Source organism: Streptomyces sp. YJ-C3, assembly GCF_053891275.1.
The window spans coordinates 3,096,840-3,116,880 of record NZ_CM132685.1 but is presented as its reverse complement, the minus strand read 5'-3'; the positions used below and the strand labels follow the sequence as shown (position 1 = coordinate 3,116,880).

General features: G+C 71.3%; 15 protein-coding genes. 4 read left to right on the top strand and 11 right to left on the bottom strand.

Annotated features, from left to right (window positions below):
- The first annotated feature begins 59 nt into the window (after nt 1-59).
- Nucleotides 60-1,007 (top strand): FAD-dependent oxidoreductase, encoded by a 948-nt coding sequence (locus tag ACVHNB_RS13620; RefSeq protein ID WP_456228186.1) that lies wholly within the window; start codon nt 60-62, stop codon nt 1,005-1,007.
- 72 nt (nt 1,008-1,079) lie between these two features.
- On the opposite strand, the gene ACVHNB_RS13615 is transcribed toward ACVHNB_RS13620, so the two are convergent.
- From ACVHNB_RS13615 to ACVHNB_RS13605, 3 genes are all read right to left on the bottom strand, one after another.
- Complete coding sequence (locus tag ACVHNB_RS13615) at nt 1,080-2,699, bottom strand: BCCT family transporter (RefSeq protein WP_428957471.1); 1,620 nt, start codon at nt 2,697-2,699, stop codon at nt 1,080-1,082.
- A gap of 135 nt (nt 2,700-2,834) precedes the next feature.
- A complete protein-coding gene (locus ACVHNB_RS13610; protein WP_456228185.1) occupies nt 2,835-4,118 on the bottom strand; it encodes a M14 family metallopeptidase in 1,284 nt (427 codons plus the stop codon).
- The gene (locus tag ACVHNB_RS13605) at nt 4,115-6,085 is read right to left on the bottom strand and encodes a Xaa-Pro dipeptidyl-peptidase (protein ID WP_428951025.1); all 1,971 of its coding nucleotides are present in this window, start codon (nt 6,083-6,085) and stop codon (nt 4,115-4,117) included. Before ACVHNB_RS13605 ends, ACVHNB_RS13610 begins: the two co-directional genes overlap by 4 nt.
- Nucleotides 6,086-6,286: 201 nt before the next feature.
- On the opposite strand from ACVHNB_RS13605, the gene ACVHNB_RS13600 reads away from it, so the two are divergent.
- Complete coding sequence (locus ACVHNB_RS13600; RefSeq protein WP_456228184.1) at nt 6,287-7,762, top strand: M1 family metallopeptidase; 1,476 nt, start codon at nt 6,287-6,289, stop codon at nt 7,760-7,762.
- Between the two features lie 194 nt (nt 7,763-7,956).
- Here ACVHNB_RS13600 and ACVHNB_RS13595 read toward each other — a convergent pair whose 3' ends face one another.
- The 3 genes from ACVHNB_RS13595 to ACVHNB_RS13585 all read right to left on the bottom strand — a co-directional run bounded on the left by ACVHNB_RS13595 (nt 7,957) and on the right by ACVHNB_RS13585 (nt 10,846).
- Complete coding sequence (locus ACVHNB_RS13595; protein WP_456228183.1) at nt 7,957-8,796, bottom strand: oxygenase MpaB family protein; 840 nt, start codon at nt 8,794-8,796, stop codon at nt 7,957-7,959.
- A 93-nt stretch (nt 8,797-8,889) separates the two neighbouring features.
- The gene (locus tag ACVHNB_RS13590; protein ID WP_428951028.1) at nt 8,890-9,162 is read right to left on the bottom strand and encodes a hypothetical protein; all 273 of its coding nucleotides are present in this window, start codon (nt 9,160-9,162) and stop codon (nt 8,890-8,892) included.
- Nucleotides 9,163-9,373: 211 nt separating this feature from the next.
- Entirely contained in the window at nt 9,374-10,846 is a 1,473-nt protein-coding gene (locus ACVHNB_RS13585) for an amino acid permease (RefSeq protein ID WP_456228182.1), read from the bottom strand.
- A 316-nt stretch (nt 10,847-11,162) separates the two neighbouring features.
- Here ACVHNB_RS13585 and ACVHNB_RS13580 point away from each other — a divergent pair, with 316 nt between their 5' ends.
- Nucleotides 11,163-11,912 carry a MerR family transcriptional regulator gene (locus ACVHNB_RS13580; protein ID WP_428951030.1) on the top strand — a complete coding sequence of 250 codons (750 nt, stop codon included), beginning with the start codon at nt 11,163-11,165 and terminating at the stop codon, nt 11,910-11,912.
- A gap of 37 nt (nt 11,913-11,949) precedes the next feature.
- Here ACVHNB_RS13580 and ACVHNB_RS13575 read toward each other — a convergent pair whose 3' ends face one another.
- The 4 genes from ACVHNB_RS13575 to ACVHNB_RS13560 form a co-directional block, all read right to left on the bottom strand.
- On the bottom strand, nt 11,950-14,121 hold the full coding sequence (locus ACVHNB_RS13575) for a 3-hydroxyacyl-CoA dehydrogenase NAD-binding domain-containing protein (RefSeq protein WP_456228181.1): 2,172 nt from the start codon (nt 14,119-14,121) through the stop codon (nt 11,950-11,952).
- 251 nt (nt 14,122-14,372) lie between these two features.
- A complete protein-coding gene (locus tag ACVHNB_RS13570; protein ID WP_428951032.1) occupies nt 14,373-15,587 on the bottom strand; it encodes an acetyl-CoA C-acetyltransferase in 1,215 nt (404 codons plus the stop codon).
- A gap of 52 nt (nt 15,588-15,639) precedes the next feature.
- A complete protein-coding gene (locus tag ACVHNB_RS13565) occupies nt 15,640-16,782 on the bottom strand; it encodes an acyl-CoA dehydrogenase family protein (protein WP_428951033.1) in 1,143 nt (380 codons plus the stop codon).
- An 8-nt stretch (nt 16,783-16,790) separates the two neighbouring features.
- Nucleotides 16,791-17,939 (bottom strand): CaiB/BaiF CoA transferase family protein, encoded by a 1,149-nt coding sequence (locus ACVHNB_RS13560; RefSeq protein WP_456228180.1) that lies wholly within the window; start codon nt 17,937-17,939, stop codon nt 16,791-16,793.
- 184 nt (nt 17,940-18,123) lie between these two features.
- Between ACVHNB_RS13560 and ACVHNB_RS13555 the strand changes: the two genes are divergently transcribed.
- Nucleotides 18,124-19,323, top strand: coding sequence for a saccharopine dehydrogenase family protein (locus tag ACVHNB_RS13555; protein WP_428951035.1), 1,200 nt, complete (start codon nt 18,124-18,126; stop codon nt 19,321-19,323).
- Here the strand turns inward: ACVHNB_RS13555 and ACVHNB_RS13550 are convergent.
- Nucleotides 19,295-20,026, bottom strand: a complete 732-nt coding sequence (locus ACVHNB_RS13550; RefSeq protein ID WP_456228179.1) for an endonuclease V — start codon at nt 20,024-20,026, stop codon at nt 19,295-19,297. The genes ACVHNB_RS13555 and ACVHNB_RS13550 overlap by 29 nt on opposite strands.
- Between the last annotated feature and the right edge of the window lie 15 nt (nt 20,027-20,041).

Here is a 20,041-nt window from a genome sequence, read left to right as displayed (position 1 = left end):
GTATCCCCACCTGGCACCCGATGTGAGCACGGCATGACACATTCCGCTACGGTCCGGGCGTGGACAGTGAGGCGAGCGGCGAAGTGATCGTGGTCGGCGGCGGGGTCATCGGGCTGGCCACCGCCCTGGTTCTGACGTGGCGCGGCCACCGGGTGCGCATGTGGTCGCGGGACCCGGCGCAGCGCACCACCTCGGCCGTCGCGGGCGCCCTGTGGTGGCCGTACCGGATCGACCCCGTCGAGCGGGTGGGTCCGTGGTCGGTGCGCTCGCTGCGCCGGTACGAGGAGTGGGCGGGGCGCGCGGCGGAGACCGGCGTACGCATGGTCGAGGGGGTACACGCGGGCACCCGGCTGGACGGGCTCGGTGCGTGGGCGGGCGAGGTGGCGGGGCTGCGCGACACCGACCGGGGTCTCGCGGCGCGGCTGCCGCCGATCGACATGCCGGCGCATCTGGCGTGGCTGCACGGGGAGTTGACGGCGACAGGGGTGCCGGTCGAGCGGCGCTCGGTGACATCCTTGACGCAGGCGACGGCCGCGGCGCCGGTCGTGGTGAACTGCACGGGTCTGGGCGCCCGGGACGTGGTGCCGGACCCGGCGGTGCGGCCGGTGCGCGGGCAGTTGGTGGTCGTGGAGAACCCCGGGGTCCGCACCTGGTTCACGGCCGCCGATCCGGCTTCGGACGCGACGACGTACTTCTTCCCGCAGCCGGGCGGGCTGCTGCTGGGCGGTACCGCGGAGGAGGACGCGTGGTCCCTGGAACCGGACCCGGCGGTGGCGGACGCGATCGTGGCGCGGTGCGCGGCGGTGCGTCCGGAGATCGCGGGGGCGCGGGTGCTCGGGCATCGGGTGGGGCTGCGTCCGGCGCGTCCCGCGGTGCGCATCGAGCGTGAAGTGACCCCGTCCGGGCGGGTGTTGGTGCACAACTACGGGCACGGGGGTGCCGGGGTGACGGTGGCGTGGGGGTGTGCGCAGGAGGCGGCCCGGCTGGTCGAGGGCGCTGACGGCTGACGGCCGGGGCCGGACGAGCCGGCGTCGACGGGGGCACGGTCAGCCGCCTGCCGTGCCCCCGTCCGCGCGGACTCAGTGCTTGCCGATCGGATCGCCCTCCGTCTCCGGCCCGTCGCCCGGACCGATGCGGATCTCGAACTCGCCGCCGTACTGCTCGTGTCCGGCGACCACGGCCGCTTCCACCACCTCGTTGCCCATGTCGCCGCGGACGATGAGCGGGTCCCGGCGCAGATCGCGCATGAGGGCCACGCACATGCCGATCATCACCAGGGTGAAGGGCGCCGCCACGAGGATCGTGAGGTTCTGCAGGCCGGTGAGCGCGTTGCCGGAGCCGTTGCCGATGAGGAGCATGACGGCCGCCACCGCGCCGGTGACCACGCCCCAGAAGATGACGACGAACCGGCCGGGTTCGAGCGCCCCCTTCTGCGACAGGGTGCCCATGACGATCGAGGCCGCGTCGGCGCCGGACACGAAGAAGATGCCGACGAGGATCATGACCAGCAGGCTCGACGCCGTGGCGATCGGGAACTCGTGCAGCACACCGAAGAGTTGGGCCTCCGGAGTGTCGGCGCCGCCGAGCTGCCCGTGCTCCTTCATCTTCATCGCCGTACCGCCGAAGATCGCGAACCAGATGAGGCTCACGGTGGACGGGACGAGGATGACGCCGCCGACGAACTGACGGATCGTGCGGCCGCGGCTGATGCGCGCGATGAACATGCCGACGAAGGGCGTCCAGGAGATCCACCACGCCCAGTAGAAGACCGTCCAGCTGCCGAGCCAGTCGGCGACGCCCTTGCCGCTGGAGGCCTCGGTGCGGCCGATGAGCTGCGGCAGGTCACCGAGGTAGGCGCCGATGGACGTGGGGAGGAGGTCCAGGACGATGATCGTGGGGCCCGCGACGAAGACGAAGACCGCCAGGATGAGCGCGAGGACCATGTTGATGTTCGACAGCCACTGGATGCCCTTCTCCACCCCGGAGACGGCGGAGGCGACGAACGCGACGGTGAGGACGGCGATGATCGAGACGAGCAGCGCCGTGCTCGCCTTGTCCATCCAGTTCAGGACCTCGAAGCCGGAGCCGATCTGCAGCGCGCCCAGACCGAGCGAGGCCGCGGAGCCGAAGAGCGTGGCGAAGATCGCGAGGATGTCGATGACCCTGCCCCACGCCCCGTGCGCGTGCTTCTCGCCGATGAGCGGGACGAAGACGGAGGAGATGGTCTGCCGCCTGCGGCGCCGGAACGTGCTGTACGCGATGGCGAGTCCGACCACCGCGTAGATCGCCCACGGGTGCAGGGTCCAGTGGAACAGGGTCGTCGCCATGGCCGTCTCCATGGCGTCGGCGGCATCGGCCGGGTCGGTGCCCGGCGGGGGCGTCGAGAAGTGCGCGAGGGGTTCGCTCACGCCGTAGAACATGAGGCCGATGCCCATGCCGGCGCTGAACATCATGGCGACCCAGGAGACCGTGCGGAACTCCGGTTCCTCGCCCTCCTTGCCGAGGGTGATCTTCCCGTAGCGGCTGACGGCCAGCCACAGCGCGAAGACCACGAAGCCGGTGGCGGCCAGCATGAAGGCCCAACCGCCGTTGTGCATCAGCCCGTTGAGGGCACTGGTGGAGACGCTCTCCAGGTTGTCGGTGGCGACGGAGCCCCAGACCACGAAGGCCAGGGTGAGCACGGCGGTGACGCCGAACACGATCCGGTCGGTGGAAGGGCTCCGGCCGCCTGTCGCGCCCTCTTCGGCGAGGGGCGCGTCGCTGGGTGGTTCCTGAGGGTTTGTCACCCTTGAGGACCTACCACATACGACGCGCCCCACACGTCCGACACTCGATCAACAGCTGCTGTCGGGCGCCCCTTCCGTCAAGTGGTAGGGCGCACGTGCGTCGAGCAGCAGTGCCACCAGGGCCCGTTCGGACTGCCGGAGCGGCACATAGGCTCCCTTGCCCGTTTTCCGGACGGTGATGCCGTGCAGCGCCAGTTCGTCCTTGAACTCGCCGTACTGGGCGGCGGTGAGCCGGTAGCCGCAGGGCGGGTCCTGGATGATCTCGGCGGGCTCGGCCGGGTCGTTGTCGGCGCCGCCGACGTAGACCGGTCCGGTGTCGCGGAAGCCGGCGACGCGGGCGGCGCCCGTCGCCGCCTCGATCCGGCCGGTCCGCTCCCCGGTGAAGCGGAACAGGCCTCGGAGCGCCGCGAGTTGGGAGTCGCGGCGGCGTCGGTTGTTCAGCGCAGGGTCGGCCTCCTCGGCGGGCGTCCCGGGGTCGACGCGGCTCTCGATGAGCAGGCCGACGGCGTGCTTGACGCCGGAGACGTTGCGCAGGATGCGCTCCTGCCCGTCGCCCGCGGTCTGCTTGATCGGGTCGCCGGTGACCGGGTCGGTCCAGATGCCGTACGTGCCCGTGGAGTGCCCGGCGGCGTTCGCGGCCGGGCGGACGTAGTCCAGGGACAGGGTCTCGGCCTCGTCGTGGACCGCGCTGTCGGTGTTGAGATTGCGCGGCCACAGGTCGAAGAGGGCCTTGTCGTAGTACTGGGGCGTGGCCCCGTACTCGTGGAGGTCGTAGATGACGTCGGGCCTTCGGTCGCGGATGACGGCCGCCATCGCGCGCGCCTCCGCCGTTTGCAGGGCGATGTGGTCGCGGTTGATGTCGACGCCGTCGGAGTTGCCGCGGGTGTCGGCGGCGCGGCCGTCGGGGTTGGCGGTCGGCACGACCAGCAGGGTCGTGCGGGCCAGGAAGGTTCGCGTGGCCCGGTCCTTGGCGTACGCGAGGTCGCGGATCGTGGTGAGGCAGGCCTCGCGGCCGGACGGTTCGTCGCCGTGCTGGCTGCAGATGAGCAGCACGGTGTTCGCGGTGCGGTGCTCGCCGATGCGGACGAGTTGCAGCGGTCGACCCTGTTTCGTCGTGCCGATGCGGGAGACGGTGACCCGGTCGGACGCCTTGTCGACGGTGGCGAGGAGGCGCTGCTCCTCGGCCTGGCCGGTCCAGCGGGCGCCGTTCGTCTGCTCGAAGCCGGTGCGGGGAGCGGTGGAGGTGGCCTGGGCGGGGGCGCTCGCCACCAGGGGCGCGGCGAGCGCCGCCGCGGCGGTGGCGAGGCCGAGGGCCCGCGTGCGGGGTTTCATCGGTTGCTGCCTCCCGGGACGGGGCGGTCCTGGCGGAACGTGGTCAGGCCGTCGGCCGCGGTCGAGTGGGGGGTGGCGTGGTGGGATCCGGCGGTGGCCGCGGCGAAGGCGGCCGCGCCGCCGACGACGGGGACGCGGGCCACGGTGCGGGACAGGTCGAGCGTGAGGGCCGGCCTGGTCGACGGAGGGTCGATGAGGTCCTTGTCCGTTCCGGCGACGATCAGGGCGAGCCGGTGGCCCCCCGGCACGACGTGGTCGCTCGACGCGAGCGAGAGCGTGACGGTGTAGGGCTTGCCGGGGGTGAGGGGGCGGCCCTTGTCCGGGTTCGCGTAGGTGCCGAGGTCGGCCCAACCACGGCTGAAGATCGTGGAGTTGACGTCGGCGGTGGCGGTCGCGGTGTTCTTGAAGCAGGAGCTGTCACCGGTGGTGCTCGGGCCCCAGCAGCTGCGCTCGGTGAGCGTCGTGATGCCTTCGCCGGCGCCCGCGTAGTCGCGGATCGTGGCCGGGCCGAGGTCGACGAGGACGGCGCTGAGGTGCGCGCTCGCCGTGGTCGGGGTCGCGGTGACGGTGACCTTGGAGGAGCCGGACAGCCGCAGGTCCTTGCCGAGCGGGCGGCTGATGAACCCTGTCTTGCCGGGTGTCGACGTGTCGATCTGCGCGGCCCAGTCGGTCTCGCTCAGGGCCGGGTCGTCGGTGAACGTCTCGGTGCCGCGGCCCGGGGTGAGGCCGAGGGTGCCGACGCCCGCGGCGGCGCCCTTGCCGGGACGCAGTGCGGTGGTCGCGGTCGTGCTCGGGGGCCAGGCCCGGTCGGTGGTCCAGTGGTCCGGCGTGCGCTCGATGTCGGCCATCGGCTCACGGTCGATGCCGTTGTCGTAGCCGAGGAGTTCGTGGTCGAACCAGCGGTGCAGGGTGTCGACCCAGGCGCCGCGGCGGAAGTCGAAGGGGTCGACGTGTCCGGTCTGCGCCAGCCAGATCTTGCGCTCGACACCGTTCTTCGCGAGGGCGTCCCACCACTGGCCGAAGTGCTTGGCCCGGACGTTCAGGTCCTGCATGCCGTGCACGACGAAGACGCTGGCCTTCACCTTGTGCGCGTCCTTGACGTAGTCGCGCTCCTGCCACAGCGAGGTCCAGTCGCCGCTGCGGGGCGCTTCGTCGACAAGTCGCTTCTGCACGGCGGCGCAGCGGGTGCGGGCCTCCGGGCTCTCGACGTAGTCGGAGAGCCACTCGGGTCCGGAGTCGTAGAGCGGGGCGCCCTGCTGGAAGTAGTAGTCGTACCAGGAGGAGATCCCGCCGATCGGGACGATGGTCTTCAGGCCCTCGACCCCGGTGGCGGCCACGCCGTTGGCGATGGTGCCGTCGTAGCTCTTGCCGATCATGCCGGTGCGGCCGTTGGTCCAGGAAGCCTGGGCGCGGTCGGTGCCGGCGCGGGTGGTGTAGCCCTTGGCGCGTCCGTTCAGCCAGTCGACGACGGCCTTGGCGGACTGGATGTCGGAGCGGCCGCCGACGTCGACGCAGCCGTCGGAGCGGTTGGTCCCGGCGAGGTCGACGGCGACGAAGGCGTAGCCGCGGGGCACGAAGTAGTTGTCGTAGTAGAGCGGCATCTGGACGACATTGCCGTGCGCGTCGTACGTCTTGAGCTGGCTCTCGTTGCCGCGCCCGCAGCAGGAGTAGTACGGGCTGGCGTCCATGATCACGGGTATCTTGCGGCCCTGCGCGGCGGGTTCGCGCGGGCGGACGATGTCGACGGCGACCCGGTCCGTCTTTCCGTCGTCGTCCCCGTCGACACGGGTGTCGACCCAGACGGACTCGCGGATCGCGTTCTCGTAGGAGTAGACGGGCTGCGACGCGCGGGAGGCGGGTGCCGCCTGTGCGGCGCCGGGTACGACGAGAACGGCGAGCAGGGCGGCGGTGGCCGCGGCTGCGAACGTTCTCCAGAGGCGGTGGGTGCGTCGGGCAGGTATCGGCATGGCGCGGAAGGTACACGGGTCAACTCCTGTGCGACAGAGGGCCGAACGCGCCGATGACAGGCGCTTGGGGCAGGAAGGCACATGTCGGCCGAATGGCGATCGTGTGACAGCTGCGGCCATGGACACGACCGGGGCACGAGGTGCTGAATAGGCTCGCGGACGAGATCAATCCTCGGCCTGTCCCTACGACTTGGAGTTTTCGTGTACCGCAGACTCATCGCCCCTGGCGCGCTGGCGGCCTCCCTCCTGCTGGCGATCCCGGCATCGGCCGCCGACTTCGAGCCCGGGGCCTCGGGCATCGGCGACCCCTACTACCCGACGTACGGGAACGGCGGCTACGACGTCTCCCACTACGACCTGCGTCTGAAGTACCAGCCGAAGACGGACCTGCTGGAGGGCACGGCGACGATCCTCGCCTCCTCCACGCAGGACCTGTCGCGGTTCAACCTCGACCTCGGGCTCACCGCGAGCGAGGTCAGGGTGAACGGCAGGAAAGCCGCGTTCACCAAGTCCGATGTGCAGGAGCTGGAGGTGACGCCCGCGGCCGGGCTGCCCAAGGGCACCCCCTTCACGGTCGTCGTGAAGTACGCGGGCAAGCCGTCCGAGGTGAAGCTGTGGGGATTCACGTCCTGGCAGCGCACCCCGGACGGCGGCGTCGCCGCCAACGAGCCCGAGGCGGCGGCCTGGTGGTTCCCGTCGAACGACCATCCGCGCGACAAGGCGACGTACGACGTGTCGGTCTCCGTGCCGGACGGCACCCAGGCGATCTCCAACGGCACGCTGCAGTCGCAGAGTTCGAAGCTGGGCTGGACCCGCTTCAACTGGCGCTCCAGCCACCCGCAGGCCACGTACCTGGCGACGCTGGCGGTCGGCAGGTTCGACATCACGACCGACACGACCGCGGACGGCCTGCCGGTCGTCAACGCCTACAGCAAGGACCTCGGCGCGAACGAGGGCGCGGCCAAGGCGAGCGTGGAGCGCACGACCGAGGTCGCGGAATGGCTGGAGTCGGTCTTCGGGAAGTACCCCTTCGAGGCGCTCGGCGGGTACGTCCCCAACGTGCCGTCGTCGTTCGCGCTGGAGACGCAGACGCGTCCCTTCTACTCGCCGAAGCAGTTCGCGAGCGGCTCGAACGTGTCGGTGGTCGTCCATGAGCTGGCGCACCAGTGGTACGGCGACAGCGTCTCCGTCGACAACTGGAAGGACATCTGGATCAACGAGGGCTTCGCCCGCTACAGCCAGTGGCTGTGGTCGGAGAAGGAGGGCGAGGGCACGGCCCAGGAGCTCGCGGACTACGTGTACGCGCAGCACCCGGCGGACGACGCGTTCTGGACCGTCAAGCCGGGTGACCCGGGTGCGGAGAACCAGTTCGACGCGGCCGTGTACGACCGGGGCGCCGTCGCGATCCAGGCGCTGCGCAACGCGGTCGGCGAGAAGAAGTTCTTCAAGATCCTGAAGGGCTGGCCGACGGCTCACGCGTACGGCAACGCGTCCGTCTCCGACTTCGTGTCGTACGCGGAGAAGGTCTCGGGCAAGCCGTTGGCGTCCTTGTTCGACACGTGGCTCTACCAGCCGTCGAAGCCGGCGGCTCCTGCCGCCCGCGCCGCGGCGGCGCCGCACCAGCCCAAGTCGTGGAAGCAGATCGCTGCCACGAACGGGGTGCACGGGGAGCACTGACCCGTCTGCCGTCGGCCGTCGTGCGGTGGGTGCACGTTGCGTCGTGGCCGGTCGCGCAGTTCCCCACGCCCCTGAAGGCTGCGGCTTCGCCGCTCGCCTTCATCGATGGAGATCGCGCACGAAGTGCGCATCTCCAGGGGCGCGGGGAACTGCGCGAGGACGGACCACCGGCCCGCAGTCGGCGACGCGACCGCTCACGGCAGACGAGCAGCCGCCCGCGCCCGCTGGGCAAAGGGAAGAAACCGGCACCGCTCCGGCAGGCGCGGCACGACGGACCGGACGACGGCGCCGAGCAGACGCAGGCGGCGCTCCTGCCCGGCCGTCCACCGGAGGTGAAGGGCCTCGCGCGCCTCGGGCGGGAGCAGCCCGATCGACAGGAACCGGAGCACGCGCGTGAGGACGGGGCGCAGGAGGGGCCACAGCACCCTCAGGACGCCTCGGCCCGGCGGGGCCGGAATCGCCCGGTCCCGCGCGATCAGCTCGTCGACCACCGCGTTTTGCCCGATCTCCTCGGCCAGCACCGTGCGGTAGTACGGCCAGAACTCCGCCGTCGTCTGCGGCATGTCCCGGTCGTGGATGCCGAGGATCCGCCCGACCATCAGCCACTCCGCGTAGAACCGCTCGTCCTCGTCGGGTGTGAAGGGGCGGGCGAAGTAGCGGCGCGCGTAGCGGGCGACGGGGTAGCCGGTGGCGTGGACCCACGCGTAGTACGCGGGGGTCAGCGCGTGGTAGCTCCGGCCGTGCGGGTCCGTGCCCTGGATCGTGCGGTGCAGGCGGCGCAGCCTGCGGCCCTCCTCGACGGCCTCCTCGCCTCCGTAGACCCACATCAGGACCGAGGTGAGCGAGCGCCGGCCCCGGCCCCACGGATCGGTCCGGAACACCGAGTGGTCGTCGACCCCGGCGCCGACGGCCGGGTGCGCGACCTGGAGGACGAACGCGGCGGGCAGCGCGAGCAGCGAGCGGACGTCACCCGCGGTGTCCCAGAGGATCCCGCCGGGCGGGGGCGGTGCCGGGTCCGGGTCGTGCTGTTTCATGCCGCTTCCTGTGGGGCGCGCGGGGCCGATGGTGCCTGTCGACCCAGTATGCGCCGCCCGCGCGGCCGGTACGCACCCCCGGCGCGGCCCGGTCTAGAGCTCGCCGCCGTAGCGTTTGGCCAGGTCCGAGGCGAGTTCGGCGACGCAGGTGCACAGGTCGGTGACCGCGGCGGTGTGCTCGGCGTCGGCCGGGGTGCTGTGGGTCGGGACGACCTGGGCCCGCAGCCGCACGGGCGGCGCCGGTGGCGCCGGGGCCTCCGGGCCGGGCCGCAGCCTCACGGAGGTGACGAGCGCCGTCGCCAACGCGGCCGCGAAAACGGCCAGTTGACCCGTCTTGAAGTGAACGTCCCACGGAACCAGGGCCATGCCTGAGTCCTACCCGCACGGCCCACCGCCGCAACGCGCCCGCTCAGCCGTCGTGCCCGTACACCGCGACCGGTATCCCCCGGGCCACGATCCGCTCGGCGATCAGCGGCTCCACCTGCCCTTGCCCAACGGCACGGTGGCGTCACCCCGGACATACGTGATCTCCGACATGACGCCACCGTAGGGGCCGGCACCGACAACGGCGGGTGGGCTAGTCGCCCTTGGTCGCGCCCGCGTTCTGCTGCGCCGCCCGCTGTTCGATGCCGCGGCGGGCGCGGAACCAGCCGGCGACCAGGAGCACCGCGACGAGCGGGATCAGGCAGAGCGTCTTGCGGCCGGTCTCCGCGTCGTTCCACATGAGGCCGAGGACCAGCAGCAGGAAGACGATCGTGACGATCTCGGTGACCGGGGACCAGGGCAGGCGGAACTTCGGCCGCTCGACCAGGCCCTGCTTGGCCCGGCGGACGAACGCCAGGTGCGCGACCATGATCATGACCCAGGTGCCGATGATGCCGATCGAGGAGATCTCGATGACGATCTCGAACGCGTCGTGCGGCAGCAGGTAGTTCAGGCCGACACCGAGGACGCCGACACCGGCGGTCAGCAGGATGCCGCCGTAGGGCACCTGGCTGCGGTTCATCCGGGCGGTGAACTTCGGCGCGGAGCCGGACATCGCCATGGAACGCAGGATGCGGCCGGTGGAGTACAGCCCGGAGTTGAGCGACGACATGGCGGCGGTCAGCACGACCAGGTTCACGATGTCGCCGATGCCGCCGACGCCCAGCTTCGAGAACAGGGTGACGAACGGGCTCTCGCCGTCCTTGTACACGGACGACGGCAGCAGCAGGGCGAGCAGCAGCACCGAGCCGCAGTAGAAGAGGCCGACGCGCCACATGATCGAGTTCACGGCGCGCGGGACGATCTTGTGCGGCTCGGCCGTCTCGCCGGCCGCGACGCCCACCAGCTCCAGGGCCGCGTACGCGAAGACGACGCCCTGCATCACGAGGATGACCGACATGGTGCCGCTGGGCATCCAGCCGCCGTTGTCCGTGATCATGTGCAGGCCCGGTGTGTGGCCGTCGACCGGGTGCTGCGTGGCGACCAGGAAGATGCCCACGAACAGGAAGGCGACGAGCGTCGCCACCTTGATGATCGCGAACCAGAACTCCATCTCGCCGAAGTACTTCACGGAGATGAGGTTCACGCCGAGCACGACCGCGAGGGCTATCAGCGCCAGCACCCACTGCGGAATGCTGGTGAAGGCGCTCCAGTACTGGGTGTAGAGCGCGATCGCCGTGATGTCGGCGATGCCGGTCATCGACCAGTTCAGGAAGTACATCCAACCGGCGACATAGGCGCCCTTCTCGCCGAGGAACTCGCGCGCGTACGACACGAACGAGCCGGACGAGGGCCGGTACACGACCATCTCACCCAGGGCGCGTACGACCAGGTACGCGAAGACTCCGCAGACGAGGTACGCGAAGACGAGGGCGGGGCCCGCCGAGTGGAGGCGGCCACCGGCCCCGAGGAAGAGTCCGGTACCGATCGCGCCGCCGATCGCGATCATGTTGACGTGGCGGCTCTTGAGGTCCTTGCTGTAACCGGCGTCGCCCGCGTCGGCGGGCGTCTGGGCGGCATCCGTGGGGGATGCGTCCAGGGCCGTGGTGACGGCGTCCTTGCTCACGTGGGGGTGTCCACTCTGTGGTGCCCGGAGACGCGCAGGTCACCGGGGTCCGGATGTGCTCCGGTCCGCGACACCCCTGACAGTGCGCGGACCGACTGTGCACCTTCCCCCAGAGATCACCGGGCACGCGGTGGCGGAGATCACATAGCGGTTCTTCTCACATGACGGGATCGCTCTGTACAGGACGCCCGGTCAGGCGTATAAGGCGCCGAGTTGGGCCGGGCGGGACACTTTCACAACATCGGTGTGTCAGCAATACTGTTGAACCTGATTGACAGCTGCACGTACGTGTACGAGAGCGACCCGCGAGGCGGACATGACGACGGACATCGAGGACGCCGAGGCGGCGTCGGCCCCCACGCTGACCGTCGACGAGCTGGCCGCGCGCGCGGGCGTCACGGTCCGCACGATCCGCTTCTACAGCACGCGCGGGCTGCTGCCGCCGCCGGTGATCGGTCCGCGCCGGGTCGGGCACTACGGGCAGGACCATCTGTCGCGGCTCGCGCTGATCGAGGAGCTGCAGCACCAGGGCATGACCCTCGCCGCGATCGAGCGGTACCTGGAGCAGCTGCCGCCCGACCTGAGCGCGCACGATCTGGCCATCCACCGGGCGCTGGTGGCGACCTGGGCGCCGGACGCCGCGGAGGACATGACGCGCGGCGAGCTGGAGCGCCGGGCGGGCCGCGCCCTGTCCGGCACGGATGTGGACCGGCTGTCGGCCATGGGCGTCGTCGCCTACACGGAGGACGCGGACACGTACCGCGTGGATGTCGGTCTGCTGCGGCTCGGCGTGCAGCTGCTCGACGTACCGATCGCGCACGAGACGATCCTGGCCGCGCGCACCGTCCTGATGGAGCACACCCGCCAGGCGGCGCACGAGTTGTCGCGGCTGTTCCGCGACGAGGTGTGGGGGCCCTACCGGGAGCGCGAGTCGGATCCGGAGCATCTCGCGGCGATGAAGTCGCTCTCGGCCCATATGCAGCCGATGGTGGTGCAGGCGCTGGTGACGGCGTTCCAGCGGTCGTTGAAGGAGGAGCTGCGGGAGGCGTTCCGCGCCGAGGGCTGACCGCCTCGGGTGGGAACGCCTCCCGCCGTGTCCGGCGTCAGTCGGTGAAGGTCTCGCCCTTCTCGGCCTTCTCCACCAGCAGCGCGGGCGGCAGGAACCGGTCGCCGTAGCGCTCGGCCAGCTCCTGTGCCCGGGCGACGAATCCGGTGAGGCCGCCCTCGTAGCCGTTGATGTACTGGAGGACGCCGCCGGTCCAGCCGGGGAAGCCGATGCCGAAGACGGAGCCGATGTTGGCGTCGGCGACGGACGTCAGGACGCCCTCCTCCACGAGCCGCACCGTGTCGAGCGCTTCCGAGAAGAGCATGCGCTCCTGCATGTCCTTGAACGGGATCTCGCTGCCGGGCTTGGTGAAGTGCTCGCGCAGGCCGGGCCAGAGCCCGGCGCGCTTGCCGTCCTCGCCGTACTCGTAGAAGCCCGCGCCGCCGCTGCGGCCGGTGCGCCCGAACTCGTCGACCATGCGGTCGATGACGCCCTCGGCCGGGTGCGGGGCCCAGGTGCCGCCCGCCTCGACGATCGCGGCCTTCGTCTCGTTGCGGATCTTGCGGGGCAGGGTGAGGGTCAGCTCGTCCATCAGGGAGAGCACCTTCGCCGGGTAGCCGGCCTGGCCCGCCGCCTGCTCCACCGACGCGGGCTCGATGCCCTCGCCGACCATGGCGACGCCCTCGTTGATGAAGTGGCCGATGACGCGCGAGGTGAAGAAGCCGCGCGAGTCGTTGACGACGATCGGCGTCTTGTTGATCTGCCGTACGAGGTCGAAGGCGCGGGCCAGGGCCTCGTCACCGGTGCGCTCGCCCTTGATGATCTCGACGAGCGGCATCTTGTCGACGGGCGAGAAGAAGTGCAGACCGATGAAGTCGGCCTGCCGCTCGACGCCTTCGGCGAGGACGCTGATCGGCAGCGTGGACGTGTTGGAGCACAGCAGCGCGTCGGGGGCGACGACGTGCTGGATCTCCTGGAACACCTTGTGCTTCAGCGAGGGGTCCTCGAAGACGGCCTCGATGACGGCGTCGCAGCCGGCCAGGGCCTGCGGGTCGGCGGTGGGCGTGATGCGGGCGAGCAGCGCGTCCGCCTTCTCCTGGGTGGTGCGGCCCCGCGAGACGGCCTTGGCGCACAGCTTCTCGGAGTAGCCCTTGCCCTTGACCGCGGCCTCGGCGGACACGTCCTTGAGGACGACGTCGATGCCCGCGCGGGCGCACGAGTAGGCGATGCCGGCGCCCATCATGCCGGCGCCGAGCACGGCGACCTTGCGGACCTTGCGGGGCTCGATGCCCTTGGGGCGGTTGGCGCCCGAGTTGACGGCCTGGAGGTCGAAGAAGAACGCCTGGATCATGTTCTTCGCGGTCTGGCCGGTGACCAGCTCGGTGAAGTAGCGGGCCTCGATGGTCAGGGCCGTCGCGAAGTCGACCTGGGAGCCCTCGACGGCGGCCGCGAGGATGTTGCGCGGGGCCGGGTAGGGGGCGCCGTTCAGCTGCTTCTTGAGGTTGGCCGGGAAGGCCGGGAGGTTCGCGGCGAACTTCGGGTTGGCCGGGGTGCCGCCGGGGATGCGGTATCCGGGCTTGTCCCAGGGCTGCTGCGACTCGGGGTTCGCGTCGATGAAGGCGCGGGCCTTCTCGATCATCTCCTCGCGGGTGGCGGCCACTTCGTGGATCAGGCCGTTCTCCAGGGCGCGCTTCGGGGCGTACTGGGTGCCCTGGAGGAGGACCTTGAGGAGGGCGTCGGCGATGCCCATGAGGCGGACGGTGCGGGTGACGCCGCCGCCGGCCGGGAGCAGGCCGAGCGTGACCTCGGGCAGGCCGATCTTGGAGCCGGGGGCGTCGAGCGCGACGCGGTGGTGGCTGGCGAGGGCGATCTCGTAACCGCCGCCCAGGGCCGCGCCGTTGATGGCGGCCACGACCGGCTTGCCGAGCGTCTCGATGCGGCGCATCGAGTTCTTGATGCCGGTGCCGGTCTCGAAGACGGCCTGGGCGTCCTCGGGCCCGGCCTTCATCATGTCCTTCAGGTCGCCGCCCGCGAAGAAGGTCTTCTTGGCGGAGGTGTAGATGATGCCCCGGATCGAGTCGCGCTCGGCCTCGGCGCGGTCGGCGATCGCGGCGATGGAGTCCTTGAACGCCTGGTTCATGGTGTTCGCGGACTGGTTCGGGTCGTCCAGGACGAGCGTGACGATGCCGGTGTCGTCCTGTTCCCAGCGGATGGTCGTGCTTGCGGTCATGTCGGTCTCCGTGAAGTCAGGTGCGGGGAGGTTGGCGGGCGGCTTCTGGGAAGGGCGGCGGTGTTTCGTGGCCGGGTGCGGGTCCGGTGGGGTCTGGTCGCGCGGTTCCCCGCGCCCCTGAGATGCGCACTTCGTGCGTCGTCTCATCGGGGAAATGCGGCGCGCAGCGCCTGCATTTCAGGGGTGCGGGGGAACCGCGCGCTCAGCCCGCGACAACCCGCGCCCGGCAACGGAATCGCACCCCTACGGCGCTACACCCGTTCCACGATCGTGGCGATGCCCATCCCCCCGCCGACGCACAACGTGGCCAGCCCGTACCGCAGGTCCCGCCGCTCCAGCTCATCGACGAGCGTGCCCAGGATCATCGCGCCGGTCGCGCCGAGCGGGTGTCCCAGGGCGATCGCACCGCCGTTCACGTTGACCTTGTCCAGCGACAGACCCATGTCCTTCACGAAGCGGAGCACCACCGCCGCGAACGCCTCGTTGATCTCGACGAGGTCGATGTCGTCGATGGTCAGGCCCGCCTTGGCGAGGGCCTTGCGCGTGGCGGGCGCCGGGCCGGTCAGCATGATGGTCGGCTCGGAGCCGGAGACGGCCGCGGAGACGATGCGGGCGCGCGGGGTCAGACCGTGGCGCTCGCCGACCTCCTTGTTGCCGATGGCGACGAGCGAGGCGCCGTCGACGATGCCCGACGAGTTGCCCGCGTGGTGAACGTGGTCGATCTGCTCGACCCAGTGGTACTTCTGCAGCGCGACCGCGTCGAATCCGCCCAGGTCGCCGATGTCCTTGAAGGACGGCTTCAGCTTGGCCAGCGAGTCCGCGGTGGTGCCGGGGCGCAGGAACTCGTCGTGGTCGAGGACGGTCAGGCCGCTGCGGTCCTTGACCGGGACGACGGAGCGGGTGAAGCGGCCGTCCTTCACGGCGGCGGCCGCGCGCTCCTGGGAGAGCGCCGCGTACTCGTCGACGTCGCGCCGCGAGAAGCCCTCGATGGTCGCGATGAGGTCGGCGCCGATGCCCTGCGGCACGAAGCCGGTCTCGAAGTTGGTCATCGGGTCGGCGAACCAGGCGCCGCCGTCGGACGCCATCGGCACCCGCGACATCGACTCGACGCCGCCGGCGAGGACGAGGTCCTCCCAGCCCGAGCGGACCTTCATGGCGGCCAGGTTGACGGCTTCGAGGCCGGAGGCACAGAAGCGGTTCTCCTGGACACCCGCGACGGTGTCCGGCAGGCCCGCCGCGATCGCGGCGATCCGGGCGATGTCGGAGCCCTGGTCGCCGACCGGGCCCACGACGCCGAGCACGATGTCGTCGATCGCGGCGGGGTCCAGGTCCGGGAAGCGGTCCCGGATCTCGTGGATGAGGCCGACGACGAGGTCGATCGGCTTGGTGCCGTGCAGCGAGCCGTTGGCCTTGCCCCGGCCGCGCGGGGTGCGGATCGCGTCGTAGACGTACGCGTCTGTGGTCACTGGGTTGCCTTTCGCGGAGCTGAGGGTTGCGGTGCGGTGGTTCAGCTGTGGTTCAGGACAGCAGCGAACGGCCGATGATCTCCTTCATGATCTCGGTCGTGCCGCCGTAGATGGTCTGGATGCGTCCGTCGGTGAAGGCCTTCGCGACGCGGTACTCGGTCATGTACCCGTATCCGCCGTGCAGTTGGAGGCAGCGGTCGGCGACGCGCTTCTGGAGTTCGGTGGCCCACCACTTGGCCATGGAGGCATGCACGGCGTCGAGGGTGCCGTCCGCGTGGTCCTCGATGCAGCGGTCGAGGAAGGTCCGGGTGACGGCGCACTCGGTGGCCATCTCGGCGATCTCGAACCGGATGTGCTGGAGCTTGGCGAGCGGCCGCCCGAAGGCCTCGCGCTCCTTGACGTAGCTCGTGGTGATCTCCAGCAGGTGCTCGGCGGCGGCGATGGCGGCGACGGCGATGCCCATGCGCTCCTGCGCGAGGTTCGTCATCAGGTGGATGAACGCGCCGTTGAGCTCGCCGAGCAGATTCTCCTTCGGGACGCGCACGTCGTTGAAGAACAACTCGGCCGTGTCCTGTGCCTTCTGGCCGATCTTGTCGAGGTTGCGGCCGCGCTCGAAGCCCTCCGTGCCGCGCTCGACGACGAGCAGGGACAGTCCGTGCGCGCCGCCTTCCTGCGTGGTCTTGGCGACGACGATGACGAGGTCGGCGAGGATGCCGTTGGAGATGAACGTCTTGGAGCCGTTGAGCAGCCAGTGGTCGCCGTGGTCCTCGGCGGTGGTGCGGATGCCCTGCAGGTCGGAACCGGCGCCGGGTTCGGTCATCGCGATGGCGGTGATCGTCGAGCCGTCGCAGAACCCGGGCAGCCAGCGCCGCTTCTGCTCCTCGGTGCCGAGGGAGGTCAGGTACGGGCCGATGATGTCGTTGTGCAGTCCGACGGCGAGTCCGGCGGCGCCCGCGCGCGTGAACTCCTCGGCGAGGACGGCGCTGTAGCGGAAGTCGGCGGTGCCGCCGCCGCCGTACTCCTCGGGCACGGCGAGGCCGAGGAGCCCCTGGCGTCCGGCGGCGAGCCAGGCCTCGCGCGCGACGATGCCGTCCTTCTCCCACCGCTCGTAGTGCGGGGTCACCTCCTTGGCGAGGAAGGTGCGGACGGTCTCGCGGAACGCCTCGTGCTCGGCGCTGAACAGGCGTCGTTCCATGCTGGCGATCAACTGCCTTTCTTCGTGGGGTCGAACAGACCTGGTACGTCCCAGTCGCGGGCCACCTCCGCGGTGTCCGCGCCCGGCTGGGCGGGGCCCGTGCGGACGGCGGTGGGGGTGGCCGAGAAGCGGGGCGCGGGCGCGGGCTGGGTGATGCCGCCGTGGTCGACGAAGGTGCCGCGGGCGGCGAGGTGCGGATGGCCGGGGGCCTCGCGCAGCGAGAGGACGGGGGCCACGCAGGCGTCGGAGCCCTCGAAGACGGCCGTCCATTCGTCTCGGGTGCGCTGCGTGAAGCGGGCGGCGACGGCTTCGCGCAGCTCGTCCCAGCGGGTCAGGTCCTTGCGCGCGGGCGCGACGCCCGCCAGGCCCATCAGGTCGATGAACTCGTCGTAGAACTGCTGCTCCAGGGCGCCGACCGCCATGTACAGGCCGTCGGCGGTCTCGTACGTGCCGTAGAACGGGCAGCCGCCGTCCAGCAGGTTGGCGCCGCGCCGGTCCTGCCAGCCGCCGGCCGCGAGCATGCCGTGGATCATCGCGGCCAGGTGCGAGGTGCCGTCGACGATCGCCGCGTCGACGACCTGTCCGGCGCCGGTGGCGCGGGCGTGGTGGAGCGCGGCGAGGATGCCGACGACGAGGTAGAGGGAGCCGCCCGCGTAGTCCCCCACGAGGTTGGCGGGGACGGTCGGCGGCTCGTCCGGCTTGCCGATCATGCCGAGGGTGCCGGTGAGAGCGATGTACGCGATGTCGTGTCCGGCGCGCTGGGCGAGCGGGCCCTCCTGGCCCCAGCCGGTCATCCGGCCGTAGATCAGCTTCGGGTTGCGGGCGTGGCAGGGCGCGGGCCCCACGCCGAGGCGCTCGGCGACCCCCGGCCGGTAGCCCTCGACCAGCACGTCGGCGCGCTCGACGAGCCGGAGCACCTGCTCCGCGCCGTCCTCGGCCTTCAGGTCGATGATCACGGACCGCTTGTTGCGGTTGGTGATGTCGTACTCGGGGTTGATCGCGAGGCCCGCTCCGCCGGGCCGGTCGACCCGTACGACATCGGCGCCGAGGTCGGCGAGGAGCATCGCGGCGAACGGCCCCGGGCCGATCCCGGCGAGCTCGACCACGCGCACCCCGGCGAGCGGGCCACCGCCGGATTCCGTGCCTGCCACTGCCATCCCGCCACGCCCCCAGTCTGTGACACAACTGATGTAACACCAGAGATGCTATGAACACGTCCTGGTCAGCACAACCCCCCGACGAGCAAGCGCTTAGCCAATTTCCGGCCCCCTAAGGAGCGCCGCGGGCCCGCACGCTAGCCTCAGCCACCGACAGCGGCGCGGGAGCACGGTGAGGGGTGTCATGAACAGGCCTGGGAACCCCGGGAACACGGACAGGACGTACGACGTGGTGTTGTTCGGGGCCACGGGCTTCGTGGGGGTGCTCACCGCCGAGTACCTCGCGGCGCACGCTCCCGAGGGGCTGCGCTGGGCGATCGCCGGGCGCGACACGGCCAAGCTGGAGCGGCTGCGCGAGCGGCTCACCGGCATCGACCCGGCGTGCGCGGTGCTGCCGCTGGAGCGCGCGGACGTCGCCGACGCGGCGTCGCTGCGCGACCTGGCCGCCCGCTCGCGCGTGGTGGCCACGACGGTGGGCCCGTACCTGGAGTACGGAGAGGGCTTGGTCGCGGCGTGCGCCGACGCGGGCACCGACTATGTGGACCTCACAGGTGAGCCCGAGTTCGTGGATCTCATGTATGTGCGGCACGACGCCCGCGCGCGAGAGACGGGCGCCCGGCTGGTGCACGCGTGCGGCTTCGACTCGGTGCCGCACGACCTGGGCGCGTACTTCACGGTGCAGCAGTTGCCGGAGGCGGTGCCGCTGCGGGTCGACGGTTTCGTACGGTCGAACGCCACGTTCTCGGGCGGTACGTTCGCGTCCGCGCTGAACCAGTTCGCGCGGGCCCGGCAGATGCTCGCCGCGCAGCAGGACCGGCGGCGCCACCAGCCCCGGCTGGTGGGGCGCACCGCGTACGCGCCGACGGGAACGCCGCGGTACGCCAAGGAGGTCGGGGCCTGGGCCGTGCCGCTCCCGACGATCGACCCGCAGGTGGTGCAGCGCTCGGCGCGGGCCCTGGAGCGCTACGGCCCGGACTTCCGCTACCGGCACTACGCGGCCGTGAAGTCGCTGCCGGTCGCGGTGGGCGGGGTCGCCGCCGCGGGAGCGCTGTTCGCCGCGGCTCAACTGCCGCCCGCGCGGCGCTGGTTGAGCGGTCGGCTGCTGCCCGGGGACGGCCCCGACGAGGCACGCCGGGCCAAGAGCTGGTTCTCGGTGCGGTTCGTGGGCGAGGGCGGCGGGCGGCAGGTCTTCACGGAGGTGTCCGGCGGGGACCCCGGCTACGAGGAGACGGCGAAGATGCTGGCAGAGGCCGCGATGTGCCTCGCGCAGGACGAACTCCCCGCCACCTCGGGGCAGGTGACGACCGCGGTGGCGATGGGCGACGCGCTGATCGGGCGGCTGCGGGCGGCCGGGCTCACCTTCCGGGTCGCCGCCGAGAGGTGAGCGCCTGTTCGCCGGCGCCGAGGCCGAGCAGGGCGTCACGGCACAGCCGGTCGGCCCTGCGGGTCGTCTCCGGCAGCCGGTAGGCGGGAGTCAGGGCCAGCGCGTGCGCGCACGCGTTGGCCAGGGAGACGCGGTGGCCCACCGAGACGTAGAGCGGCTTCACGCCGTCACGGGTGCGCAGGGCGCGGCCGAGCTCCTCGCCGCCGTCCATGAGGGCGGCGGCGCTCCCCCGCGCGCGCCCCACCTCGCCGTGCGTGAAGGTGAAGGGATTCTTGGCCACGCCCATGGTGGGCAGCCCGGTGAGCACGCCGAGGTGGCTTGCGAGGCCGAAGCGGCGCGGGTGGGCCCGTCCGTGGCCGTCGCACACGACGAGCCCCGGGTCCGTGCGCAGCGCCGCCAGGGCGCCGAGGACCGCCGGGATCTCACGGAACGCCAACAGGCCCGGCACATAGGGGAAGGCGACCTGCCCGACGGCCGTCGCCTCCTCGACGACGTCGAGTGTCGCCGCGTCCAGCACGACCGCGGCCGCCGCGACGAGATCGCGTTCGTCGTCGTAGGCGACGTCGATCCCGGTGACCGTGCCCGCCCCCGGCGCCGGCCCGGCCTCGTCCAGCACCACGCGGTCGCGCAGCGCGTCCTGCACCGCCCGCGCCGTCGCCTCGTCCGTCGGCCAGCCCTCGGGAACCCCCGTGATCGTCTGCATGCGCCAACCCTAGAC